The 24,489-nt window shown below is 66.5% G+C and carries 20 protein-coding genes and 2 pseudogenes; 13 read left to right on the top strand and 9 right to left on the bottom strand.

The features are described from left to right. Nucleotides 1-109 (top strand): annotated as a pseudogene (locus FAZ11_RS25760) (IS110 family RNA-guided transposase); the annotation flags it as partial. A gap of 205 nt (nt 110-314) precedes the next feature. Here the strand turns inward: FAZ11_RS25760 and FAZ11_RS24155 are convergent. From FAZ11_RS24155 to FAZ11_RS24140, 4 genes are all read right to left on the bottom strand, one after another. Continuing rightward, on the bottom strand, nt 315-752 hold the full coding sequence (locus tag FAZ11_RS24155; protein ID WP_058773923.1) for a hypothetical protein: 438 nt from the start codon (nt 750-752) through the stop codon (nt 315-317). Between the two features lie 165 nt (nt 753-917). Beyond that, complete coding sequence (gene yejK, locus FAZ11_RS24150; protein ID WP_058773922.1) at nt 918-1,925, bottom strand: nucleoid-associated protein YejK; 1,008 nt, start codon at nt 1,923-1,925, stop codon at nt 918-920. A gap of 78 nt (nt 1,926-2,003) precedes the next feature. Continuing rightward, complete coding sequence (locus FAZ11_RS24145) at nt 2,004-2,882, bottom strand: GntR family transcriptional regulator (protein WP_058773921.1); 879 nt, start codon at nt 2,880-2,882, stop codon at nt 2,004-2,006. Nucleotides 2,883-2,973: 91 nt separating this feature from the next. Beyond that, nucleotides 2,974-4,428, bottom strand: coding sequence for an amino acid permease (locus tag FAZ11_RS24140; protein ID WP_058773920.1), 1,455 nt, complete (start codon nt 4,426-4,428; stop codon nt 2,974-2,976). 244 nt (nt 4,429-4,672) lie between these two features. Between FAZ11_RS24140 and FAZ11_RS24135 the strand changes: the two genes are divergently transcribed. Next, a complete protein-coding gene (locus FAZ11_RS24135) occupies nt 4,673-5,686 on the top strand; it encodes a GlxA family transcriptional regulator (RefSeq protein WP_193557188.1) in 1,014 nt (337 codons plus the stop codon). Nucleotides 5,687-6,240: 554 nt separating this feature from the next. Here FAZ11_RS24135 and FAZ11_RS24130 read toward each other — a convergent pair. From FAZ11_RS24130 to FAZ11_RS24120, 3 genes are all read right to left on the bottom strand, one after another. Further along, on the bottom strand, nt 6,241-6,561 hold the full coding sequence (locus tag FAZ11_RS24130; protein ID WP_058773919.1) for a helix-turn-helix domain-containing protein: 321 nt from the start codon (nt 6,559-6,561) through the stop codon (nt 6,241-6,243). Nucleotide 6,562: 1 nt separating this feature from the next. Continuing rightward, nucleotides 6,563-6,859: a type II toxin-antitoxin system RelE/ParE family toxin gene (locus FAZ11_RS24125; RefSeq protein WP_058773918.1), complete on the bottom strand. Its 297-nt coding sequence runs from the start codon at nt 6,857-6,859 to the stop codon at nt 6,563-6,565. 126 nt (nt 6,860-6,985) lie between these two features. Continuing rightward, complete coding sequence (locus FAZ11_RS24120; protein ID WP_058782316.1) at nt 6,986-7,903, bottom strand: DMT family transporter; 918 nt, start codon at nt 7,901-7,903, stop codon at nt 6,986-6,988. Nucleotides 7,904-7,999: 96 nt separating this feature from the next. Here FAZ11_RS24120 and FAZ11_RS24115 point away from each other — a divergent pair, with 96 nt between their 5' ends. The 8 genes from FAZ11_RS24115 to FAZ11_RS24080 all read left to right on the top strand — a co-directional run bounded on the left by FAZ11_RS24115 (nt 8,000) and on the right by FAZ11_RS24080 (nt 16,732). Beyond that, nucleotides 8,000-8,860 carry a LysR family transcriptional regulator gene (locus tag FAZ11_RS24115; protein ID WP_058773916.1) on the top strand — a complete coding sequence of 287 codons (861 nt, stop codon included), beginning with the start codon at nt 8,000-8,002 and terminating at the stop codon, nt 8,858-8,860. Between the two features lie 147 nt (nt 8,861-9,007). Next, nucleotides 9,008-10,324: a sn-glycerol-3-phosphate ABC transporter substrate-binding protein UgpB gene (ugpB, locus tag FAZ11_RS24110; RefSeq protein ID WP_058773915.1), complete on the top strand. Its 1,317-nt coding sequence runs from the start codon at nt 9,008-9,010 to the stop codon at nt 10,322-10,324. 87 nt (nt 10,325-10,411) lie between these two features. Then, nucleotides 10,412-11,299 carry a sn-glycerol-3-phosphate ABC transporter permease UgpA gene (ugpA, locus tag FAZ11_RS24105; protein WP_058773914.1) on the top strand — a complete coding sequence of 296 codons (888 nt, stop codon included), beginning with the start codon at nt 10,412-10,414 and terminating at the stop codon, nt 11,297-11,299. Beyond that, nucleotides 11,296-12,141: a sn-glycerol-3-phosphate ABC transporter permease UgpE gene (gene ugpE / locus FAZ11_RS24100; protein ID WP_058773913.1), complete on the top strand. Its 846-nt coding sequence runs from the start codon at nt 11,296-11,298 to the stop codon at nt 12,139-12,141. The genes ugpA and ugpE overlap by 4 nt, the downstream gene beginning before the upstream one ends. Nucleotides 12,142-12,143: 2 nt before the next feature. After that, nucleotides 12,144-13,229 carry a sn-glycerol-3-phosphate import ATP-binding protein UgpC gene (locus tag FAZ11_RS24095; RefSeq protein ID WP_058773912.1) on the top strand — a complete coding sequence of 362 codons (1,086 nt, stop codon included), beginning with the start codon at nt 12,144-12,146 and terminating at the stop codon, nt 13,227-13,229. Between the two features lie 183 nt (nt 13,230-13,412). Then, nucleotides 13,413-14,618: an exonuclease subunit SbcD gene (sbcD, locus tag FAZ11_RS24090; RefSeq protein ID WP_058773940.1), complete on the top strand. Its 1,206-nt coding sequence runs from the start codon at nt 13,413-13,415 to the stop codon at nt 14,616-14,618. A gap of 99 nt (nt 14,619-14,717) precedes the next feature. After that, nucleotides 14,718-15,557, top strand: a complete 840-nt coding sequence (locus FAZ11_RS24085) for an SRPBCC family protein (RefSeq protein ID WP_058773911.1) — start codon at nt 14,718-14,720, stop codon at nt 15,555-15,557. After that, the gene (locus FAZ11_RS24080) at nt 15,557-16,732 is read left to right on the top strand and encodes a zinc-dependent alcohol dehydrogenase (RefSeq protein ID WP_058767730.1); all 1,176 of its coding nucleotides are present in this window, start codon (nt 15,557-15,559) and stop codon (nt 16,730-16,732) included. Before FAZ11_RS24085 ends, FAZ11_RS24080 begins: the two co-directional genes overlap by 1 nt. A 42-nt stretch (nt 16,733-16,774) precedes the next feature. Here FAZ11_RS24080 and FAZ11_RS24720 read toward each other — a convergent pair whose 3' ends face one another. After that, complete coding sequence (locus tag FAZ11_RS24720) at nt 16,775-16,912, bottom strand: hypothetical protein (RefSeq protein ID WP_158295296.1); 138 nt, start codon at nt 16,910-16,912, stop codon at nt 16,775-16,777. Nucleotides 16,913-17,084: 172 nt separating this feature from the next. Between FAZ11_RS24720 and FAZ11_RS24075 the strand changes: the two genes are divergently transcribed. From FAZ11_RS24075 to treA, 3 genes are all read left to right on the top strand, one after another. Continuing rightward, nucleotides 17,085-20,510, top strand: coding sequence for an AAA family ATPase (locus FAZ11_RS24075; protein WP_058773910.1), 3,426 nt, complete (start codon nt 17,085-17,087; stop codon nt 20,508-20,510). Between the two features lie 122 nt (nt 20,511-20,632). After that, the gene (locus FAZ11_RS24070) at nt 20,633-22,546 is read left to right on the top strand and encodes a PAS domain-containing sensor histidine kinase (protein WP_058773909.1); all 1,914 of its coding nucleotides are present in this window, start codon (nt 20,633-20,635) and stop codon (nt 22,544-22,546) included. A 99-nt stretch (nt 22,547-22,645) separates the two neighbouring features. Continuing rightward, on the top strand, nt 22,646-24,289 hold the full coding sequence (gene treA, locus FAZ11_RS24065; RefSeq protein ID WP_081318558.1) for an alpha,alpha-trehalase TreA: 1,644 nt from the start codon (nt 22,646-22,648) through the stop codon (nt 24,287-24,289). A 91-nt stretch (nt 24,290-24,380) separates the two neighbouring features. Here the strand turns inward: treA and FAZ11_RS25755 are convergent. Further along, nucleotides 24,381-24,489, bottom strand: a pseudogene (locus FAZ11_RS25755) (IS110 family RNA-guided transposase); the annotation flags it as partial.

The following is a 24,489-nucleotide window of genomic DNA, read 5'->3' as shown; positions in this document are numbered from 1 at the left end:
CGGTAAACCCCGGATGAGTGCCCTAGGCGCGGCCATGCGTAAGCTGCTGCAGATCGCCTATGGCGTGCTCAAGACGCAGCGACCATATCAACCACGACAGGCCCTTTAGAAGACCTGTTGTGATTGGTGGGAGAGATGGTATCTACGGAAGCTCCGAAGCGTAGGTTGGGTTGAGCGCCAGCGAAGCCCAACGCAGGCAGCGCGTCCTTTTGTTGGGCTTCGACGATGAGACCGTCTCAACCCAACCTACGGAAGCTCCGAAGCGTAGGTTGGGTTGAGCGTCAGCGAAGCCCAACAACCCAACCACGCACTACTCAGATCGCCTTGAGCTTTTTCGCCGGCAGGTAATCCCGGTGCACGCGCTCTTCCACCAGATACAGCCAGCAGGGGCCTTCCACCTGGGGGAACAGGCGTACTTCCTGGATGCTGCTGGGCTTGAGGGCACCGTTGCCCAGTTGCACGGCCACTTCCTGGCCCAGGCGGAAGCGCGGAATGACGCCACTGTCCACCACGGCCTGCTCGGCCTTGGTGGCCGGGCGGCCGAGGTATTCGGCCAGATCCACCGGGCCGGACGGGCCTTCGGCGACGGTGTCCACGTGGAAGCTGTAGGCGGTGGCCAAGCCTTCGTCGCCGCCGTGCGTCTCACCCTGCTTGATACGGGACACCGCCTGGTCGAGGGCGGCGTCGAGCGTCAGCTCGTTGTTCGATTGCAGGGTGATGACGATGCGGCGTTCGAAGGGGTACTGGCTCATGGTTTCGACTTTTTCGGCAGAAGAAGAAAAGAAGGGACATCTTGTGCCCCCTTTGGCCGGCGCCTGTCCAGCCGGGGGCGCCCGATCGGTGACTTCGTTTGCAACCCCGGGTGTCCAGGGGCCAGGCGGTCACCCGCGGCGATGGCGCTCACCGCCGCGTTCAAGTCAGTCCTTGCGCCGCTTGAGCTGGTCCTTGAGCTGGCTGGGCACCTCGCGAATGATCAGCACGTCCTGGCCTTCGTCGTACTCGATGCGCGAACCCAGGAGGTGCGCCTCGAAGCTGATCGACAGCCCCTCGGCGCGCCCGGTGAAGCGGCGGAATTGGTTGAGGGTGCGCTTGTCCGCCGGGATTTCCGGCGCCAGGCCGTAGTCCTTGTTGCGGATGTAATCGTAGAAGGCGCGCGGAGCCTGGTCGTCCATCAGCTCGGAGAGGGCATCCAGCGCCATGGGCTCGCCGCGCTTGGCCTGGCTGCTGGCGTAGTCCACCAGGGTGTCGGTCTTTTCCTTGGCGGCTTCCTCGGGCAGATCCTCGCTTTCCACGTAGTCGCTGAAGGCCTTGAGCAGGGTGCGGGTCTCGCCCTTGGCGTCGACGCCTTCCTGGCAGCCGATGAAGTCGCGGAAGTAGTCCGAGACCTTCTTGCCGCCCTTGCCGCGGATGAAGGAAATGTACTGGCGCGACTGCTTGTTGTTGCGCCATTCCGAGAGATTGATGCGCGCCGCCAGGTGCAGCTGGCCCAGGTCCAGGTGCTTGGCCGGGGCCACGTCCAGGCTTTCGGTGACGGTCACCCCTTCGCTGTGGTGCAGCAAGGCGATGGTCAGGTAGTCGGTCATGCCCTGCTGGTACTGGGCGAACAGCACGTGGCCGCCGGTGGAGAGGTTGCTGCTCTCCATCAGGCCCTTGAGGTGTTCCACCGCCTGGCGGCTAAAGGCGACGAAATCCTGCTCGCCTTCCAGGTAGGCGCTGAGCCAGCCGCTGAAGGGATAGGCGCCGGATTCCTCGTGGAACAGGCCCCAGGCCTTGTTGGGCTTGGCGTTGTAGCTGTCGTTGAGATCGGCCAGCAGGTTTTCGATGGCCTGGGAGTCGGTAAGGGCGGCGTCCCGCGCGTGCAGGGTCGCGGGCTGGCCGTCGGGCTTCTTGTCGATCAGATGGACGATGGCGTGACGGATCGGCATGGCGGACTCGGATAACGGGAAAAGTCCGCCAGTCTAACGCCCAGGCGCGGCGACGGGCAGGCCCCTGACGCCGCAGCTTCAGGGCGCGGCCGGCTCCTGCTTTTCCTCGGCGGCATTGCTTAGATGGCGGATCATGAAGAGCGCCGCCTCTTCGCGGCGGTTCTCCAGCAGCAGGTCGATGAGCTGCAGGTGCTCCTGGCAGCGACGCTGGGCTTGCTGCCGATCCACCGACTTCTGGTATTCGATCAGCCGGCGCAGGCGATTGAGCCGGCGCAGGGCGTCGAGGATGAAGGCATTGCCCGAGCAGCGGGCGATGGTCTCGTGCAGGCGGGTGTTTGCGTCGAAGATCTCCGCGGGCGAGGCCTCGAACACCTGCCCGCTGGCCAGTAGCTCTTGCTCGTCGCGGCAGCGGCGCAGTGCTTCGGCATCCAGGATGAAGTCGGCTTCGCGGATGCCGGCCGGCTCGATCAGCAGACGGAAGCGATAGCTCTGGGCGTAGGCGGCAGGGGAGGTGAGGCCCTCGACGAAACTCCAGCCATAGCCCGGCAGGCGCTCGGCCCAGCCCTCCTGGACGATACGCCGGAGGATATCGGTCAGTTGGCCACGGGTGATCGGGTAGCGGCGGAGCAGCTCGTTTTCCGAGACCTTCAGCGGCAACTCGCCCTCGATGCGGTCGCGGGCGATGGCCAGGTACAGGCGTTCGCTGGCGGAGACCTCCTCGCGTGCCGGAGGCGTGGCGGCCAGGGCCCCGGCGGCGACGGCGAAACCGCCTTCGGGATGGCGCATGAGCAGGGTCTGGTCGGCCATCTGCTGCAGGGCGCTGCGCACCGGCGAGCGCGACACCCGCAGCCGTTCGGCCAGGGCCCGCTCGGGCAGTCGCGTACCCACCGCCAATTGATGGGAGGCGATGTAGGTGAGGATGTCGGGAATCAGGCGGGAGGCGAGGGTGTTGCCCATGGCAGCGCTGAGCGGATCGGCCGGAAAGCCTGAAATGCTAGCACGAGAGCCTCCGGGCGTAGCCCGCCCGGAGGGTGTCTGCCGGGATCGATCAATCCCCGCTCGGCCTGACGTCCATCTCCTGCAGCTTCACCAGCCGGCTGCCGTGCTTGAATCTATAGCCCAGCCAGACGGCGAGAAACAGCGGCAGGCTGATATAGGTGGCGGCCAGGCCCAGCCAGTCGACGCCCTGGGGGCCGAACAGGGCGGCGTAGTTCTGCCCCAAGGTAATCACCAGGCAGAGGGCGAAGGCTAGCAGCGGGCCGAAGGGGAACAGTCGGGCGCGGTAGGGCAGGTCTTCCAGGCGACGGCCCTGGGCCAGGTAGCCTTTACGGAAGCGATAGTGGGACACGGCGATACCCAGCCAGGCGATGAAGCCGCACATGCCCGAGGTATTGAGCAGCCAGCCGTAGAGAGCCTTGTCGCCCACCAGCGAGGTGAAGAAGCACAGGGCGCCCACCGCCGTGGTGGCCAGCAGGGCGTTGCGCGGCACGCCGTTGCGGGCGACTCGGGCGAACAGCTGCGGCGCCTTGCCCTGTTCGGCCAGGCTGTGCAGCATCCGCGTCGAGGCGTACATGCCCGAAGTACCCGCGGAGAGTACCGCCGAGAGGATCACCGCGTTCATCAGGCTGGCGGCGAAGGCCAGGCCGGCGCGCTCGAACAGCAGGGTGAAGGGCGAGACGGAGACGTCGGTGGCATCGTTCTGTAACAGGCGCGGATCGGTGTAGGGGATCAGCATGCCGATGACGAAGATCGCCAGCACATAGAACATCAGGATGCGCCAGAACACCTGGCGGATGGCGATGGGCACGTTCTTGCGCGGATTCTCCGATTCGCCCGCGGCGATACCGATCAATTCGGTGCCCTGGAAGGAGAAGCCGGCGATCATGGCCACCCCGACCATGGCCTGCAGGCCGCCGACGAAGGGCGCCTCGCCCTGGGTGAAGATGGCCAGCCCCGGCGGCTCTATGCCGCTGAAGATGCCGAGGATGGCGGCCAGGCCCAGGCCGATGAAGACCACCACGGTGGCCACCTTGATCGCGGCGAACCAGAATTCGCTCTCGCCGAAGCCGCGCACCGAGACGGCGTTGAGCAGGAACATCAGGCCGAGGAACAGCGCGCTCCAGATCAGCCCTGGCACCTCGGGAAACCAGAAGCCCATCACCAGTTGCGCGGCCACCAGTTCGGCGGCGATGGTCACCGCCCAGTTGTACCAGTAGTTCCAGCCGAGGGCGAAGCCGAAGCCGTCTTCGACGAAACGGCTGCCATAGATGGAGAAGGAGCCCGACACCGGCTGGTAGGCGGCCATCTCGCCCAGGCTGGTCATCAGGAAGTAGACCATCAGGCCGATCAGGGCATAGGCCGCCAGGGCACCGCCCGGACCGGCCGTGGCCACGGTGGCGCCGGAGGCGACGAACAGCCCGGTGCCGATGGAGCCGCCGATGGCGATCATGTTGAGGTGACGGGGCTTGAGCCGGCGCTGCAGGCTCGGGGAGGGGGTGGACATGGAATTTCCAGCTGGCAGTTGAACGGGGTCCGGACGCTGGCTCTGGCGGCCACTCTCGGTAGTCGGGGCGATTCGCTCGGCGCGAATGGCCGCCTGCACGGGCAGGCGGCAAAAAAGCGGCGAAGCTTAGCAGGCTAAGGGCAGCGGTGGGATGGCGGTCGTCGGTGCGGCGCTGTCGCAGCGTGATCAGTGCCAGGCTCCGCTTCGGCTAGCATGGACCCAGGGTCGTATAGGGCAGCGTAACGTGATCGATTCGAGAACCTTCGGCAGCGGTATCCAGGGCAAGAATTACCTCCAGTTGCAGTCGACGCGGCCGCGCCCGGAGTTTTCCCGGCTGGTCGGTTTCATCCTGCTCGACCACTTTTCCCTGCCGTCCTTCACCCAGGCGCTGGATACCCTGGTCACCGCCAATCTGCTCTCCGCCGGCACCTTCGCCACCCGCACCTACAGTCCGACCGGAGCCGAGGTGATGAGCGACCTGGGCATCGTCATCCGTCCGGATGGCGACTACCGCGCTGTGGAGGGTGCACGCTTCGACCTGCTGGTGGTCTGCGGCGGCCTGCGCACCCCGCTGGAGCTGGAGCCCCGCCTCAAGGCGCTGCTGGTACGCGCGGCCAAGCAGCAGGTGTCCCTCTGCGGGCTGTGGAACGGCGCCTGGCAACTGGGCCAGGCCGGAGTGCTGGACGGCTATCGCTGCGCCATCCATCCCGAGCAGCGCAGCGCCTTCAGCGAGCGGGTGCGCGGTTGCAAGACCTCGGCGGAAAGCCATGTGCTCGATCGCGACCGCTTGACCGCTGCCAGCCCCAGCGGCGCCTTCCACCTGTTCCTCGAATGGATCGGCACCCAGTGCGGCAGCGCCCTCGCCGATGGCTTGGTCAACATCCTGGCCTTCGAGGAATCGCGCTTTCGCCAGGTCAACCCGACGCTCAAGGTGCAGATGACTCCACCGCTGCGCGAGGTGGTGTCCCTGATGGAAGCCAACATCGAAGAGCCCCTGACCATCGAGCAACTCTGCGACTACGCCGGCCGTTCGCGACGGCAGGTCGAGCGACTGTTCCGCGAGCAACTTGACACCGCGCCCATGCGCTACTACCTGGAACTGCGCATCACCGAAGGGCGCCGCCTGCTGCAGCACTCCACCCTGTCGGTACTGGAAGTGGCGGTGGCCTGCGGCTTCACCTCGGTCACCCACTTCAGCAAGAGGTATTCGGCTTACTTCGGCTATCCGCCGTCCAAGGAGCGGCGGTTGAAGTACTGATGGCTGTCTACCATTTGCGGGGCGGGTGCCTTTGGTCAGGGAGGTGATTCGCTTTTCAGTACCCCATCAACCCGGAACCGGGATGGCTTCCTTGCTCGGCCGCTAGGACTTCTGCCGCCACGGCATCAATCGTACCGGTACCGCTCGATTTGCCAGGCAAAGTCGCCGACCCTTTTTATTAGCGGTCACGAAGAGACCAGCAAAATCAATGGCTTGGGAAACTACAGAAAATAGGGTTGGAGAGGGGGAAATGGAGCGAAAGCGTATTGCAGTAAGAACTTAGGCGGGAAATACTCTAGTTCACTGCCGTGTAGGCAGCTTAGAAATCATCGAGCACGGCGGGCCGATCGGTGATGAGATTCACGGCCGTATAGGCAGCTTAGAAATTCATCAACCATGGGCAGCAGATATCCGGCGCCTTCACTGCCGTGTAGGCAGCATTTTCCGACGGCTTTTCCTAGGCGGCTTCGATGTACAGGCGAATAGCCCCTTCATCTTGTAGGTACTCGGCAGCGTCGCAGAGGCAGGTTTCGATAGCCTCACTAGGCTTGACTTCAATTCGTTGCCAGTTCATTGGCCAGCTCAGGATGCTTCGCTATCAAGCGCATCAGGCAGAGCACGCCGCCAGGTGGAGCGAACCGACCCTGCTCCCAATCGCGTAGCGTTGCCACAGGGGTGGCGATCCGCTCTGCGAAAAGGGCCTGGGTCAAGCCAGAGCGCTCACGGGCTTGCCGGACGAGAATTTGTTCGGCAGTGGTGACACGCCCTACGAGACCTGCCTTGGCTTCCTGCAAAGCTTGACGAATATCGGGTAGCGCTTCGCCTGCATCCGCCTCGATAGCCTGGGCAACGTTTTCCAGATCAATGTCGCGCATGTTATTTCACCTTGCTGATTTCGGACGGGCTGATAGTTGCCTGGTCCGCCTTGGCATAGAGCGTGATCAGCAGAATCACCTCGTCTTCCGTGAGGTTGAAATAGATCACCCTCACGCCACCCGACTTACCTGTACCAGCACGTGTCCAGCGAACCTTGCGAGCGCCTTCCGCACCGGGGATGACGTCACCTGCGAGTGGGTTCGCAGCGATCCAATCGATAAACGCCAGGCGTTCCGCATCGGACCACACCTTGTCGGCCTGCTTTTGAAAAGTAGGGGTTTCGATGACGGTTCGCATGAATCGATTGTGCGGATATCCCGTAGTTTGCGCAAGGTGGCAGGCAGCGGCGGAGGGTGGCCCGCCGGGTAGGCGGTTAGTCTTTCATCACCTTTTCCGTATGGTTCTCACGCCAAGCCCTCCTGATCACGGCTGCTGCCCGCAACTGGCCGGCACCGCCTGGCCTCGATCAGCATCGCGCTCCGCCGCATTCAGGCACAACAATCCAGCCAGGGCGAACAGCAAGCCGAGCAACATGCCTCCTGCCAGGGGTTCGGCGAAGCAGGCCCAGGCCCACAGCAGCGCCACCGGCGGGCTCAGATAGAGGGCACCGCTCACCGCCTGGGGGCTGCCTTGGCGCAGGCACAGCCAGTAGAGGCCGTAGCCGAGCAGCGTCGGGATCAGCAGCCAGAGCACCGCCAGGGCGAAACCGGGGGTCAAGGGCGGGCGCAACGGGCCTTCCAGACCGGCGGCTACGGTCATCACCAAGCTGCTGGCCGCGAGCTGGATGAACAACAGTGTCGGCAGCGCCAGGTTGCTGGGCGGTAGGCGACTCTGCACCAGGGTCGCCAGGGCCAGTGCCAGGGCGCCACTCAGGGGCAGGGCATAGGCCCAGCCGGGCGCGACGCCCAGGCTCAGTCCCGCGCCGGTGGCGAGCAGCACCCCGGTCAGCCCCAGGCCCAGCCCGAGCCACTGGCGCCCGCTGGTACGTTGTCCGGGCAAGAGGCAGCAACCCAGGGCCACCAGCAGCGGCGACAGATCGGAGAGCAGCGCGGCCAGCCCCGGCGAGACGCCCAGTTCGATGGCCTTGGCAGAGGGGGCGATGCAGCCGGCGAAGGCGAGGGCACCGATGGCCGCCTGCTGGGCGATGCTCCGCAGCGGCAGCCGCCGCAATTCAGCCCAGGCGAAGGGCAACAGCAGCAGGGCGGCCAGGGCGAAGCGCCAGAGCGTGACCAACAGGGTGGGGGCCTGGTCCGCGGCGTAGCGATAGCCGACGAAGCCGGCACTCCAGCACAACACCAGGGCGAACTGACGCAACAACGCGGAAGACAGGATGGCAGGCATGACCAGACTCCGGTGAGGGGATGCCTTGAGCCTGGCGCAGGGTGGTAATACACTCAAACGACATTATCTGTAGCTATGGTTCGATAAAAACGCATCATGCCCGCACCCCTCGATATCGACGTCCTGCGCACCTTCCACACCATCGTCCGGCTGGGGCAATTTCGTGCGGCCTCGTTGCAGCTCAATCGCAGCCCCTCGGCGGTGAGCAGCCAGATCCGCCGGCTGGAAGAGCAGACCGGTGGGCGGCTGTTCGAGCGTGACAACCAAGCGGTGACCCTGACCCCGCTCGGACGCCGGGTCTTGCTGGAAACCGCTGAGCTTTTGCAGGCCCATGACCGCATCCTCGCCGGGCTCAGCGGCCAGCCGGTGGTGGGCGAGGTGCGCCTGGGCGTGGCCGAGGACTACGCCGCCCGGCTGCTCAAGGAAGTGCTGCCACGACTGCAGGGCGAGCACCCCGGCATCGTCCTGGAGGTACTCACCGGCAACAGCGGCCAGCTCCGGCGCTGGCTCGGCCAGGGTCTGCTGGACCTGGCGCTGCTGGTGGGGCCACCCGGCGCGGGCCAGGTGGAAGGCCAGGTGTTCGGCCATACCCAACCGGTCTGGGTCGCCGGCCCCGGCCTGCTGCTCACCCCGGACACCAGCGTGCCCCTGGCCCTGCACGGCGAGGGCTGCAGCTATCGCGAGTTGGGCATCGACCTGCTGAGCCGGCAGAACCGTCGCTGGCAGGCGGTGATGACCAGCGCGGCCTCTTCGGCGCTGGAAGCGGCGGTCGAACTGGGCCAGGCGGTGACCATCATCGACCGGGCGCGGATGACGGCGCCGATGCGCGAATTGCTGCCGGACGAGGGCTTTCCCGCCTTGCCGTTGCACGAACTGCGGCTGGCTTCGCCGCCTGGCGAGCGTAGTCCGGCTTGCGCTCATCTGGCGTCGCTGATCGCCGAAGACTTTCGACTCTGAACAGCTCTACAGCTGGGCTTTCCTTAAGGCTTGGCGCAAATCGCCCGCTGTAGCCTTGCTGTCATCTTGCCCTGGCATGTTGCCTTGCGAACATGAGAGGCGCGTTTTCGCGCCTCTTGCCATCGGACGATCAGCAAGGGTGCAGACATGCAGGCTTCGCTTCGCGGTATGACGTTGGGGTTGGTTCTCGGGCTGATGAGTGGCGGCCAGGCGCTGGCGGCGACGCCCATTCCCTTCTGGCATGCCATGGATGCTGAGCTCGGCAAGGAGGTCGACTCCCTGGCCCAGCGCTTCAACCAGGCGCACCCGGAGTTCCAGGTCCAGCCGGTGTACAAGGGCAACTACGATCAGACGCTGGCTGCGGGTATCGCTGCCTTCCGCAACGGCCAGCCACCGGCCATCCTGCAGGTCTATGAAGTCGGCACCGCGACCATGATGGCCTCCAAGGCCATCGAGCCGGTCTACCAGGTATTCAAGGATGCCGGCCTGAAACTGGACGATGCGCGCTTCGTACCTACCATCGCCAGCTACTACAGCGATGCCAAGACCGGCCAACTGCTGTCCATGCCGTTCAACAGCTCCACCCCGGTGCTCTACTACAACAAGGATGCCTTCAAGAAGGCCGGCCTGAATCCCGATGCGCCGCCCAAGACCTGGCAGGAACTGGCCGAGGACAGCGCCAAGCTGCGCGCGGCCGGCATGCAGTGTGGCTACGCCAGCGGCTGGCAGAGCTGGATCCAGCTGGAGAATTTCAGTGCCTGGAATGGCCTGCCGTTCGCCAGCCTCGACAACGGCTTCGGCGGCACCGGTGCGGTGCTGGAATTCAATAAGGCGCCCCAGGTGAGGCACATCGCCCTGCTGCAGGCGATGGGCAAGAAGGGTGACTTCACCTACGTCGGGCGCAAGGACGAACCTACCGAGAAGTTCTACAACGGCGACTGCGGCCTGCTGACCACCTCGTCCGGTTCGCTGGCCAATATCAGCCACTACGCCAAGTTCGATTTCGGCGTGGGCATGATGCCCTATGACGCCGACCTCAAGGGCGCGCCGCAGAACGCCATCATCGGCGGCGCCAGCCTCTGGGTGTTCAAGGGCCAGGACCCGGCGGTGAAGCGCGGCGTGGCCGAGTTCATGGCCTTCCTGGCGCAGCCGGAGATCGCCGCCGAATGGCACCAGAAGACCGGCTACCTGCCGATCACCACGGCGGCCTACGACCTGACTCGCGAGCAGGGCTTCTATGCCAAGCATCCGGGGGCCGACGTGGCCATCCGCCAGATGCTCAACAAGCCGCCGCTGCCGTTCACCAAGGGCCTGCGCCTGGGCAACATGCCGCAGATCCGCACCGTGATCGACGAGGAACTGGAAAGCGTCTGGACTGGCAAGCAGACCGCGCAACAGGCGTTGGATGCCGCCGTGCAGCGCGGTGATGTGCTGCTGCGGCGCTTCGAGAAATCCACCCAGTGATGAGCTTCGGCTGAACCTCGGCGACGCCCGCGTAAGCGCGTGGGCGTCGCCGGGACGGTCCCTTTCACTCCAGGCTCTCCTTCGCCCATGTCTGCATCCCGTCAGGTGTTCCCCTCCGGTTGGCTGCCCTATGCGCTACTGGCGCCGCAACTGGCGATCACCGCCGTGTTCTTTCTCTGGCCGGCCGGCAAGACCCTCTGGTATTCGCTGCAGAGCCTCGATCCGTTCGGGCTGAACAGCCAGTTCGTCGGCCTGGACAATTTCCAGCAGCTATTCCACGACCCCCTGTACCTGGCCTCTTTCTGGACCACCCTGACCTTCAGCGCCCTGGTGGCCGGCTGCGGCCTGTTGGTGTCGCTGGTCTTCGCCGCTCTAGTCGACCTGGTGGCGCGCGGCAGCCGGATCTACCAGACCCTGCTGTTGCTGCCCTATGCGGTGGCCCCGGCCGTGGCCGCGGTGCTGTGGATGTTCCTGTTCAATCCCGGGCTCGGCTTGATCACCGTGGCCTTGGAGCATTACGGCTATGCCTGGAATCAGGCCCAGAATCCCGGCCAGGCCATGTTCCTGGTGGTGCTCGCCTCGGTGTGGAAGCAGATCAGCTACAACTTCCTGTTCTTCTTCGCCGCGCTGCAGTCCATCCCGCGCTCGCTGATGGAGGCGGCCGCCATCGACGGCGCCGGGCCGGTGCGGCGGTTCCTGCAGATCTCCCTGCCACTGATCGCCCCGGTGAGCTTCTTCCTGCTGGTGGTCAACCTGATCTACGCCTTCTTCGACACCTTCCCGGTGATCGATGCGGCCACCGGCGGCGGGCCGGTGCAGGCCACCACCACCCTGATCTACAAGATCTACCGCGAGGGCTATACCGGCCTCGACCTGTCGGCTTCCGCCGCCCAGTCGGTGGTGCTGATGCTGCTGGTGATAGGGCTCACGGTGGTGCAATTCCGCTACGTCGAACGCCGGGTGCGCTACCAATGATCGAAAATCGCCGCGCGCTGACGCTGTTCAGCCACCTGATGCTGATCCTGGGCATCGGCGTCATCCTGTTTCCGCTCTATGTGGCGGTCGTCGCCGCCACCCTCGATGACCGGGCGGTGTTCGCCGCGCCCATGACCCTGGTGCCGGGTCGCCACCTCTGGGACAACCTGAGCCTGATATGGACCCAGGGCGTGGGCAACAACACCGCCCCCTTCTGGCGGCTGCTGCTCAACAGCTTCCTCATGGCGCTGGGCATCACCCTGGGCAAGCTCTCGGTGTCCATCCTCTCGGCCTTCGCCATCGTCTGGTTTCGCTTTCCGCTGCGCACCCTGGCCTTCTGGCTGATCTTCATCACCCTGATGTTGCCGGTGGAGGTGCGCATCTTTCCCACCGTCGATACCATCGGCCAACTGGGGATGATGGACAGCTACGCCGGCCTGACCCTGCCGCTGATGGCCTCGGCCACCGCCACCTTCCTGTTCCGCCAGTTCTTCCTGACCCTGCCCGACGAATTGCTGGAAGCCGCGCGCATCGATGGCGCCTCGCCTCTGCGCTTCTTTCGCGACATCGTGCTGCCGCTGTCGCGGACCAATATCGCGGCGCTGTTCGTCATCACCTTCATCTACGGCTGGAACCAGTATCTCTGGCCGCTCCTGATCGTCAGCAACCCCGACCTCGGCACTGCCGTGGCGGGCATCCGCGGCATGCTCTCGCTCGGCGAGCGGGCGCCGCAGTGGAACCAGGTGATGGCGGCCATGCTGCTCACCCTGATTCCGCCAGTGGCGGTGGTGCTGGTCATGCAACGCGCCTTCGTGCGCGGTCTGGTGGATAGCGAAAAGTAACCATGGCAGAACTCGAACTGAAGGCCGTTGCCAAGAGCTGGAACGGTGGCAAGACCCAGGTGATCCAGCCCCTCGACCTGCAGGTCGGCGATGGCGAATTCATCGTGCTGGTAGGGCCTTCCGGCTGCGGCAAGTCCACCCTGCTGCGGTTGGTTGCCGGCTTGGAGCCGGTGAGCGCCGGCAGCATCCATATCGGCGGCCGCGACGTGACCGCGCTGGAGCCCAAGGCGCGCGGCATCGCCATGGTGTTCCAGAACTATGCGCTCTATCCGCACATGAGCGTGGCCGAGAACCTGGCCTGGGGGCTGAAGATCGCCGGCCTCGGCCGGGCCGAGATCGCCACCCGGGTCAAGGAGGCGGCGCGCATCCTGGAACTCGACGGCCTGTTGGAGCGCCGGCCACGGGAACTGTCCGGCGGCCAGCGCCAGCGGGTGGCCATGGGCCGCGCCATGGTGCGCGATCCGGCGGTGTTCCTGTTCGACGAGCCGCTGTCCAACCTGGATGCCAAGCTGCGCGTGCAGATGCGCCTGGAGCTGCAGCAACTGCACCAGCGGCTCAAGACCACCAGCCTCTATGTCACCCACGACCAGGTGGAGGCCATGACCCTGGCCCAGCGCGTGGTGGTCATGCAGGGTGGGGTGGTCGAGCAGCTCGGCACCCCGGTGCAAGTCTACGAGCGCCCGGCGAGCCGCTTCGTCGCCAGCTTCATCGGCAGTCCGGCAATGAACCTGCTGGAGGGCCAGGTCGACGCCACTGGCAGTCACTGCGAACTGGTGGGTGGCCTGGCGCTACCCCTGGGCAGGGGCTATCGCCACCTGGCCGGGCGCTCGGTCAGCCTGGGCATTCGCCCTGAGCATCTGCAACCGGTTGGCAGTCTGGAGCAGGGCCTGCCCCTGGTGGTCCAGACCCTGGAAATCCTCGGCGCCGACAACCTGGCCCATGGCCGCTGGGGCGAGCAACCACTGGTGGTGCGGCTGCCCCACCAACAGCGCCCAGGGCCGGGTAGCCTGCTACACCTCTGGGCGCCGGAGGAACACCTGCACCTGTTCGATGCTGTTTCCGGACAGCGACTCGACGCCCGTTACTGAGCACGCCGGTCCGATCAGGGCGCGGCGCGGTTTCCCTCCAGCGCCCGGGGAGGGGATACTGCGCCTCTTCGCCGCTTCGACCCCAGGCCCATGGAAAACCTCTCGCTGTTCGATCTGCCCCCCGCCGCCCCGACCGAAAAGCCCACCGCCAAGCGTGCCCGCAAGCCGGTCGCCCGCGCCGGTCTGCGGCTGCTGCACACCTCCGACTGGCATCTGGGGCAGCACTTCCTCGGGCGTACCCGCGAGGCCGAGCATCGTGCCTTTCTGGCCTGGCTGGTCGCCCAGGTGGAGGAACAGCAGGTGGACGTGGTGCTGGTGGCGGGGGACATCTTCGATACCGCGACCCCGCCGAGCTATGCCCGCGAGCTGTACAACGGCTTCATCGTCGCCCTGCGCGGCACGGGCGCCAGCCTGGTGGTGCTGGGGGGCAACCATGATTCCGCAGCGGTCCTGGCGGAATCCCGCGAGTTGCTGGCCTGCCTGGATACCCGGGTCATCCCCTGTGTCAGCGCGACGCCGGCGGATCAGCTGCTGGAACTGCGCCGGCGTGACGGCGAGATCGGCGCGCTGCTCTGCGGCATTCCCTTCGTCCGCCCGCGTGACGTGGTGCAGAGCCAGGCGGGGCAGAGCGCCGATGAGAAGCGCCAGGCGCTGCAACAGGCCATCCAGGGCCATTACGCCGAACTGCACGGCCTGGCCGAGGCGCGGCGCGCCGAGCTGGGTGGCGGCCTGCCGATCATCGCCACCGGGCACCTGACCACCGTGGGTGCCAGCGCCAGCGAGTCGGTGCGGGAGATCTACGTCGGCAGTCTCGATGCCTTTCCCACCAGTGCCTTCCCGCCGGCGGACTACATCGCCCTCGGCCATATCCACCGACCCCAGAGGGTCGGCGGCCTGGAGCACGTGCGCTATAGCGGCTCGCCGCTGTGCCTGAGTTTCGACGAGGAGCGCGCCAAGGAGGTCCTGCTGGTGGAGTTCGATAAGGGCCTGGAGCGGGTGACGACCCTGGCGGTGCCCTGTTTCCAACCGCTGGCGGTGGTGCAGGGCAACCTGGAAACCCTGGGCACGGCCCTGGCCCAGGCGGCGGTCGACGGCAGTGCTGAGTGCCCGGTATGGGCCGAGGTGGTGGTGGCCGGCGATGACTACCTGGCCGATCTGCAACCGCGCATCAGTGCGCTGGTCGCCGAATTGCCGCTGGAAGTACTGCGGGTGCGCCGGGCGCGCAGCGTGGCGGCGCCTACCCTGCAAGGCACCCAGCGCGAGACGCTGGAAGAACTCAGCCCGCTGGACGTCTTCCAGCAGCGCCTGGCCGATGAGCAACTGGACGACGAACTGCGCATCCGGCTGGAAGGGCTTTACCGCGAGGTTCTCGGCGAGATGCCGGCCTGATCGCAGCGAAACGCTTCCATCGGACCGATTTTCTCCACAGGAACAACGCCCGTTTAACCGGGGTCACCCTCCTAAGCACCCGCCATAGGAGGAGACCTGATGAACGACCTATCCCAACCCCTCGCCGCCACGCGCCATGCGCATTCGACGCGACAGGTACCCAACGTCCAGGGCAGCGAGCGCGTCATCTCCCTGCTGGGCGGCGGCCTGCTCATCCTCGGCGGTCTGCGCCGCGGCGGCCTGACCGGCTGCGTGAAGATGGCCCTGGGCGCCATGGCGCTCAGCCGCGGGGTACGCCAGCGCTGCGAACTCAAGGCCGCGCTGCAACCCTCGCCCTTCGAGCAGGCCCTGGCCGAGCGCTGGGGCTGGCGCAATCCCACCGCCATCCAGCGCAGTGTCACCATCGCCAAACCACGCGAAGAGGTGTTCGCCTACTGCACCGACCTGCAGCACCTGCGTGAGCTGCTGCCCTTCGTCGACCGCATCGAGCCGGGCGCCGATGGCGACAGCCACTGGCACGCCTCCGGCCCCCTGGGTCGTACCCTCACCTGGACCCTGGAGCAGAGCGAGCGGCGCGACAACGAATTCCTGCTCTGGAGCACCGTGCCCGGCACGGTGATGGCGCACAAGGCCAGCCTGACCTTCAGCGACGCGCCCCAGGGCCGCGGCACCCTGGTCCAGGCCGTCCTGGCCTGCGAAGCCCCCGCCGGGCTGCTTGGCCATGCCGTCACCGAAGGCATCAGTCGCTTCACCGGCAAGGCGGTCAACCTCGCTCTGCGCCGGCTCAAGCAGCAATTGGAGACCGGTGAGGTCGCCACCCCCGAGATCACCCGCAGCGGCCGCCCGCTGGCGCCTTCCCATCCGCCGGTCAGCCGGCCGGCCGACGAACCCCGTGCCGATCTCGATGCCGGCCTGGGCACTCCCGAGAGGACCGAATGATGCGCGCTCTTACCTGGCAAGCCCCCAATCGTCTGCAGGTGGAAACCGTTCCAGACCCGGAAATCCTTAATCCGCGCGATGCCATCGTGCGCGTCATCATGTCCTCGGTATGTGGCTCGGACCTGCACCTGCTGGGCGGCTACGTCCCGGCGATGAAGCCCGGCGACATCATCGGCCACGAATTCCTCGCCGAGGTCGTCGAGCTGGGCAGCGGCCTGCGCAATGGCGACCTGGCCATCGGCGACCGGGTGATCACCATCTCCATCATCGGCTGCGGTGACTGCGAACACTGCCAGCGCGAAGACTACAACTGCTGCGACAACAGCAATCCCAAGCCCGAATTGACCGACCTGGCCTATGGGCAGCCCTGCACCGGCATCTTCGGCTACAGCCACGCCTTCGGCGGCTATGCCGGCAGCCACGCCACCTACGTGCGGGTGCCCTATGCCGACGTCAACCTGTTCAAGGTGCCCGATGGCGTCAGCGACGCCCAGGCGGTGTTCGTCTCCGATGCGGTGCCCACCGGCTACTACGCGGCTGACCTGGCCGACATCCAGCCCGGCGACACCGTGGCCGTCTGGGGTTGCGGCGGGGTAGGGCAGATGGCCATTCGCAGCGCCTACCTGCTGGGCGCCGAGCGGGTCATCGCCATCGACCGCTTCAGCGATCGCCTGCAACTGGCGGCGCAGAAGGCCGGCGCCATCACCCTCGACTACGAGACCACCAACATCCACGAAGCCCTGCTGGAACTGACCGGTGGCCGCGGCCCGGATCGTTGCCTGGATTGCGTCGGCATGGAGGCCCACGGCACCCAGCTCGACTACACCTACGACAAGACCAAGCAACTGCTGCGGTTGCATACCGAGCGCGGTTCGGCCCTGCGCCAGGCCATCCGCGCCTGCCGCAAGGGCGGCACGGTCTCGGTGATCGGCGTCTACGGCGGGGTGATCGACAAATTCCCCATGGGCGCCATCGTCAACAAGGCGCTGACGATGAAGTCCGGCCAGCAACCGGGGCAGCGCTATGTGGAGCGGTTGTTCGAGCACATCAAGAAAGGCGAACTGGACCCTTCCTACCTGCTCACCCACCCGATGAGCCTGGAGGAATCGCCCTATGGCTACGAGTTGTTCAAGTCCAAGGACAAGAACTGCATGAGGGCGGTGTTCATGCCTTGAGGGGCAGCCCGGCGACCTCGGAGGCGCCGGGTTTTTTACCCGTCATACCAGCCAGGCGGCCAACGGCTGCACCAGCGTGGCGACCTTGTGTCCGCCGCTGCAACTGACCAACGCCAGGGTGCCCAGGCCGATCAGGATGGGCATGCCGAGAAAATCGAAGGGGGATAGAGGCGAGCGCACGACGAATCCTCCCGGGATACGTAGTTGCAGAGCGATACCTTGCAGTTGAGAGCGGGGGCGGGGGCAAGTTCAGCAGTAGGGGCGACCATAGGTCGAATGGTCGTTTGGCATGGGCGAGCGCGTCCAACAATGCCAGAATCGGCGGTTCGCCGAGTCGTCCTGGAAAAGCCCGATGAAGATCCTCACCCTGCGCCTGAAGAACCTCAATTCCCTCAAGGGTGAGTGGAAGATCGACTTCACCGCCGAGCCCTTCGCCAGCAGTGGCCTGTTCGCCATCACCGGGCCGACCGGGGCGGGCAAGACCACCCTGCTGGACGCCATCTGCCTGGCGCTCTATCACCGCACGCCGCGCATGAGTCGCGTGAGTGCAGAAGTGAACGAACTCATGACCCGTCACACCGGCGACTGCCTCGCCGAGGTGGAATTCGCCGTGCGTGGCGAGCGCTACCGGGCGTTCTGGAGCCAGCGCCGGGCACGGGACCAGGCCAACGGCGCCCTGCAACCGCCCAAGGTCGAATTGGCCAAGCTGGACGGCAGCATCCTCGCCGAAAAGACCGGCGACAAGCTACGCCTCACCGAAGAACTCACCGGCCTCGATTTCGAGCGCTTCACCCGTTCCATGTTGTTGGCCCAGGGCGGCTTCGCGGCCTTCCTGGAGGCCAGTGCCAGCCAGCGTGCCGAACTGCTGGAAGAGCTGACCGGCACGGCGGTGTACGGGCAGATCTCCCAGCGGGTGTTCGAGCGCGCGCGGGAGGCCAAGGTGGTACTGGAGGGCCTGCGCCAGCGCGTCGCCGGCGTCGAGGTACTGGACGACGAACGCCGCCAGGCGCTGACCGCCGAAGGCGCCAGCCTGGCGGCGCGCGAGGCGCTTTTGGGCGAAGAACTCAAGACCTGGCAGGCACAGCGGCAATGGCTGACCGAATTGGCACAGGCGGCGACCGCCGAGCAGCAGGCGCAAGCCCGCCTGGCCGCGGCGCAACAGGCCTGGGATGCCGCCGAACCGCAACGCCAGCGGCTGGCCCTGGCCGAACCCGCGGCGCGCCTGCTGCCTCTCGAACAGGCCTGGCGCGAGGCTCAGGCGCGCGAACAGCGCAGCCGAGCGGAACTGACCCAGCTCGACCAGCGTATCCAGGCCCTGGCCGGCCAGCGTGACGCCGCTCTGGCCCAGGCCCTGGGCGCCAGTCTCGAACAGCTGCGCCAGGCCGAGACGGAGCAGGCCGATACCCTGGCGGAGCAACAGCGCCTGGACGCCAGCCTGGCCGAGCGCCCGACCCATGCCGAGCTGGGCGAACGCCTGGGCGAATGGCGCAGCCAACTGGCACTGCGTGATGAGCGCGGCGAAGCCCTGGCCCGACTCACGCGGCGCCAGCAGGAGCAGACCCGCCAGTTGCACCTGCTCGCCGAGGAGCGCGATGCCCTGACGGTCGCGGTGGCCCGGGCACGCGACCAGGCGGGCGCCGCCCAGGCAGCGGAGCAGGCGCACCTTGAGCGCTGGCAGACCGCCCTGGATGGCCGCGACGAAAAGGCCTGGCGCGCCCTCTGGCAGGCGGCGCTGGGGCGCGTCAACGAAGTGGACCAACTGGATCAGTTGGTCGAACGGCAGCGGCAGCTACACACCCAGCTGGAGCGCCTGGCGCGTACCCAGGGCGAGCGCCAGCGTCAGCACGACGAGCACCAGGTGCGGCTGGACGCCCTGCGTGGTCGCTATCGCGAGGTGGCCCAGCAGGTGCGCGAGCGCGACAAGCTGCTCGAGCAGGAAAGGGTCATCCGCAGCCTTGAAGCCCAGCGCGCCGAATTGCAGCCCCATGAACCCTGTCCGCTCTGCGGTTCGCGCGAGCACCCGGCGGTGGCCGACTACGCCGCGCTGGACGTCTCGGCGACCCAGACGGCGCTGCAGGAAGCCAAGGCCGAACTGGAACGCCTGACCCAGGAAGGCAAGGAACTCAGCGAAGCCCTGGCCGCGCTCAAGGCGCAGCTGGAGCAGCTCGCCGAACAGCAGACCGAGGCCAACCAGCAACTGGAGCAACTGGGCGAGCTCTGGCGCCAGCGCTGCACGGCCCTGGGCGCCGATCCCGCGGCGCCCGGCGCGGTGGCCGAGCTGCGGCGCCGCCAGGATGCCGAGCTGGCCCGTATCCAGCAGGTGCTCGCCACCCTGGATGGCCTGCGCCAGCAGGGCGAGGAGAGCCGCGCCGAGGCGCAGCGCATGGCCCGCCAGCAGGCCGATGCCGAACAGCGCTTGGCGCTGGCCGAGGCGGCCTGGGAGCGGGCCCGCCAGAGTCTGGCCGAGGGCGCGGACGAGCAGCGGGCGGCCGAGGCGCAACAGGCCCAGGCGGAGCGCCAGCTGGCCGCGGAGCTCGAGCGCTGGGGCTTTGAGGTGCCCAGTCGCGCGGCCGAGTGGCTGGCCAAGCGCGACCAGGAGTGGCGCGCCTGGCAGGCCGACAGCCAGCGTGCCTTGGCCTTGCGGCAGAGCCTGAAAGACCTCGAGCAGCGCCTGGCCACCCTAGCGCCCTTGGTGGAGCAATGGCGCAGCCGGGCGGCGGCAACCGCACCTGCCAAGGTGGCGCCGGAGGCCGCGGCTGCCGTCCTCGCCGAGGCCACCCAGGCCTGGGACGACTGCCGTGAGCAAGGCGCAGCCTTGCAGGGCACCCGGCAGTCGTTGCAGACACGACTCGACACTGAAACTCAGACCGCAGCCGAGGCCGGCGAACGCTGGGCGACGGCCCTCGCCGCTAGCGCCTTCGCCGATGCCGACGCCTGGCGCGCCGCGCAGCTGGACGAAACCGAGCGCAGCGCCCTGAACGCCGAGCGGGCCAATCTCGATACCGCTCTGACCGAGGCCCGCGCCCTGGCCGGGGCGGCCCACGAGCGCCATGCCGCGCTACGCGCCGAGCCCCGTACCGAACGGAGCGCCGCGGAGCTGGATGCCGACCTCGCGGCCGGCGCCGCCGAGTTGCGCACCCTCGGTCAGCGCCAGGGCGAAGTTGGGGCCGCCCTGCGCGAAGACGAGCGTCGTCGCGTGGGCTTGCAGGCGCTGCTGGTCGAGATCGCCGCCCAGGAGCGCGACCACGACCTCTGGCAGCACCTTAATGGCCTGATCGGCTCGGCCGATGGCGCCAAGTTCCGCAAGTTCGCCCAGGGGCTGACCTTGGATCACCTGGTGCACCTGGCCAACGGCCAATTGCAGCGGCTGCACGGCCGCTACCAGCTGATTCGGCGCCAGGCAGCGGAGCTGGAATTGCAGATCCTCGACACCTGGCAGGCCGATGCCCTACGCGACATCCGCACCCTGTCGGGCGGCGAAAGCTTCCTGGTCAGCCTGGCCCTTGCCCTGGCGCTGTCCGACCTGGTCAGCCAGCGTACCGGCATCGATTCGCTGTTTCTCGACGAAGGTTTCGGCACCCTGGACGGCGAGACCCTGGAGGTCGCCCTCGATGCCCTGGACCAGCTCAACGCGGGTGGCAAGACCATCGGCATCATCAGCCACGTGGAAGCGCTCAAGGAGCGAATTCCCGTGCAGCTCAAGGTGCGCAAGGGCGTTGGCCTGGGTCATAGCGGCCTGGAACGACGCTATGCGGTGGAGCGTGGCGTAGCCGATTGAGCATTTCGCCACCATTGTGGTCGAAGGGCGGCACGAGCGAAACGCCGAAACTGTTAAGGTAGACAGGTTTGGCGTGCTCAGTGCTTTTTGGCGCTGTCTCCTTTCTCTATCGGCGATTTCCCATGTCCCAGTTCCTTGCCGTCGGGCTGTTCGAATACGACTCCTGCAGCGCCCTGTGGCGCGCAGACGCCGCCTGTGCGGCCATGCTGGACCAGCCGGTCGCGGACCTCGCTCGTGGGATACCCCTGGCGGACCTGCTCGCCGGGCTGCGCAGCGCCAGCGCTGCGCCCCCAGGCTTGCTGCCGGTGGCAGGTGAGGTCTGGGAGGCCTGGCGGCAGGGGGCGGACGGTCAGCGCCGCCACCTGCAATTCCAACGGCGCGAGGGCGGCGGGACGTTGCTCGACGTCACCGCGCAGCGTCGTCGTGAAGCCGAGCTTTGGCAGGGCGAGGCCTTCAAGCGCAGCGTCATGGTCTGCAGTGTCGATTGCATCAAGCTGATCGACCTGGAGGGTCGCCTGGAATACATGAATCCGGGCGGCTTGATGGTCATGGAAATCGACGATTTCATTCCGTTCCAGGGCCGCCATTGGGCCGAACTCTGGCCCGAGGAGCAGCGTCACGAGGTGCACGCCGCCATCGAGGCGGCGCGCCACGGTGGTATCGGTCGCTTCACCGGCCTGGCGCCCACGGCCAAGGGCACGCGCCGTTGGTGGGACGTGGTGGTCACGCCGATCCTCGGTGATGACGGCCAACCCCAGCAGTTCCTGTCCATTTCCCGTGACGTCAGCGAGACGGTGAGGGCGCGCGAGGCGCTGGACGAACTCAATCGCAACCTCGAAGAACGCATCGAGGCCCGCAGCCAGGAACTGGTGGCGCTGGAGGACGAGCTGCGCCAGGCGCAGAAGATGGAAGCCATCGGCCAACTCACCGGGGGTATCGCCCACGACTTCAACAACCTCCTGACCGGCATCGTCGGCTCCCTCGACCTGATGCGCCGTCGGGTGCAGCAGGGCCGCGTCCAAGAGTTGGAGCGCTATCTGGACACTGCCACGCGCTCAGCCGAGAACGCCGCGGCCCTCACCCAGCGGCTGTTGGCCTTCGCCCGTCGCCAGGTGCTCGAACCCCGTCCGGTGGATGCCGGCCAACTGGTGCAGGGTATGCAGGAGTTGCTGCGCCACAGCCTGGGCAAGAAGGTTCGCAAGGACGTCCACCTGGCCGAGGATCTTTGGCTGCTGCACTGCGATCCGCACCAGCTGGAAAACGCCATCCTCAACCTCGCCATCAACGCCCGCGACGCCATGCCCGAGGGCGGTAGTCTGAGCATTCGCGTGGAGAACGTCAGCGGGCCCCTGAGCATCGGCTTGTCCGCCGAGACGCTGGAAGGCGATTTCATCCGTATCCAGGTCTGCGACACCGGCACCGGCATGGACGCCGATACCTTGAAACGTGCCTGCGAACCCTTCTTCACCACCAAGCCCAGCGGCCGTGGTACCGGGCTGGGGCTGTCGATGATCTACGGCTTCGTGCGGCAATCGGGTGGTCAGGTGGAAATCCATTCGGTGGTGGGCGAGGGCACCTGCATCAGCCTCTATCTGCCGCGCCTGCTGGCCCAGCCCGCTGCGGAAACCACGGCCAACGACGCCGAAGGTCCGGTGCTGCCGGAGGTCTCCGGCGATTGCGCGCTGATCGTCGAAGAGGAACGCGAGGTCCGGGTGATCATCAGCGATGCCCTGGCCGAACTGGGCTATACCCCCTTGGCGGTAAGCGATAGCGCCACGGCTGTCGCCCTCATCGGCTCGGGCAGTCTGCGCATCGACCTCCTGGTGACCAGCCTCGGCCTGTCCGGGCTGGATGGTCGGCAACTGGCCGAACAGGCGCGCTCCACCACCCCCGGTTTGCCGGTGCTCTATCTGTCCGGACAGGCCGATCCAGCGTCCTTGCCAGAGCTGGCCGAGGAGGGTGTCGAACTCATCGGCAAGCCCTTCGGGCTGGAAGAGCTGGCACGCTGCGTGAGGCGTTTGCGCCCAGGCGTCTAAGGCTGTCGCGGCGAACTGTCGCGGCGGTCGGGGGTCGATCCTTTCGTGTCGTGACGTCCGTTGCGGCTGCTGTCGTATCGACAAGAAAAGGAGCGCTTCATGAAACGCCTGCCACCTGCGCCACCCGCGCGGATGCTTGCCCTATCCCTGTCCATCGCCTTTCTCGCTGCCTGCGCCCATAACGGCGACAAGCCGGAAACCGCCACCTGGAGTTGGCGCGACGCCAGCAGTGCGCGCGCCGTAACACCGGACCAGGCCTATCCCGAGCTGTTCGTCGCGGTACAGCAGGGCAAGCTGTTCAGCGACCAGAAGCATTTCGTCGATGCGCTGCCCAAGCGTGATCCTGCCGCCATCCGCCGGGACTACCTGGCCCAACGCAACCAGCCCGGCTTCGACCTCAAGGCCTTCGTCGCGGCCAACTTCGAGGAGTCCGGGCAGGTCACCTCGCCGCCGCCACGGGCCAACGTCGACCTGGCCACCCATATCAAGGACCTCTGGCCGGTGCTCACCCGCAATGCCGAGGAAGTCCCCGCCTACAGCAGCCTGCTGCCGCTGCCCAAGCCCTACGTGGTGCCCGGTGGCCGCTTCCGCGAGGTCTACTACTGGGATTCCTACTTCACCATGCTCGGCCTGGCCAAGGATGGTGAACGCGGTCGGGTGCGCGATATGGTGGATAACTTCGCCTACGAGATCGATACCTACGGGCACATCCCCAACGGTAACCGCAGCTACTACCTGAGTCGCTCGCAGCCGCCGTTCTTCGCCTACATGGTCGACCTGCAGGCCAGCCTGGAGGGTGATTCCGCCTATCGCCGCTACCTGCCGGAACTACAGAAGGAGTATGCCTACTGGATGGCGGGCGCCCAGGGGCTGCAAGCGGGCCAGGCCAAGGCGCACGTGGTCAAGCTGGCCGATGGCACCCTGCTCAATCGCTACTGGGATGCCAACGACACTCCACGCCAGGAATCCTATATGGAAGACCTGGCCACCGCTGCCCAGGCCAAGGGCCGTCCGGCTGGCGAGGTCTATCGCGATCTGCGCGCCGGCGCCGAGAGCGGCTGGGACTTCTCCTCGCGCTGGCTCGGCGACGGCAAGACCCTGGCGACCATCCGCACCACGGCGATCGCCCCGGTGGACCTGAACAGCCTGCTCTATCACCTGGAGCGGACCATCGCCAAGGCCTGCGAGAAGACCGGCGACGCCACTTGCGTCCAGGCCTACAGCCAGAAGGCCAAGACTCGCCAGCAGGCCATCGACCGCTACCTGTGGAATCCGGCCGGTTACTACACCGACTTCGACTGGCAGGCCAAGCGTCGTACCGACACCGTCACCGCCGCTACCCTGTTCCCCTTGTTCGTCGGTCTCGCCAGCCAGAGCAGCGCTGACCAGACCGCGGCCACGGTAGCCAACCAGCTGCTGCGTCCCGGCGGCCTCGCCACCACCACGGTCAAGACCGGCCAGCAATGGGACGAGCCCAACGGCTGGGCGCCGCTGCAATGGGTCGCCGTGGACGGGCTGCGCCGTTACCAGCAGAACAAGCTGGCGGCGGACATCGGCACGCGCTTCCTCACCCAGGTGCAGAATCTCTACAACCGTGAGCAGAAGCTGGTGGAGAAATACGATCTCACCGGTGGTCAGGGTGGTGGTGGGGGTGAGTACCAGCTGCAGGACGGCTTCGGCTGGACCAATGGCGTGACCCTCAAGCTGCTGGAGCTCTACAAGCCGCAACCCGGCGCGCAGTAAGGCAGAAGACAAGGTCCGCCATGGCGGACCTTTCAAGGTGTGGAAGAGCAATCCGTAGATACCATCTCTCCCACCAATCACAACAGGTCTTCTAAAGGGCCTGTCGTGGTTGATATGGTCGCTGCGTCTTGAGCACGCCATAGGCGATCTGCAGCAGCTTACGCATGGCCGCGCCTAGGGCACTCATCCGGGGTTTACCG

It is taken from the genome of Pseudomonas rhizoryzae (genome assembly GCF_005250615.1).
Classification (GTDB): domain Bacteria; phylum Pseudomonadota; class Gammaproteobacteria; order Pseudomonadales; family Pseudomonadaceae; genus Chryseomonas; species Chryseomonas rhizoryzae.
The sequence above is the reverse complement of the archived record's forward strand: the minus strand, read 5'-3'. Positions and strand labels throughout refer to the sequence as shown.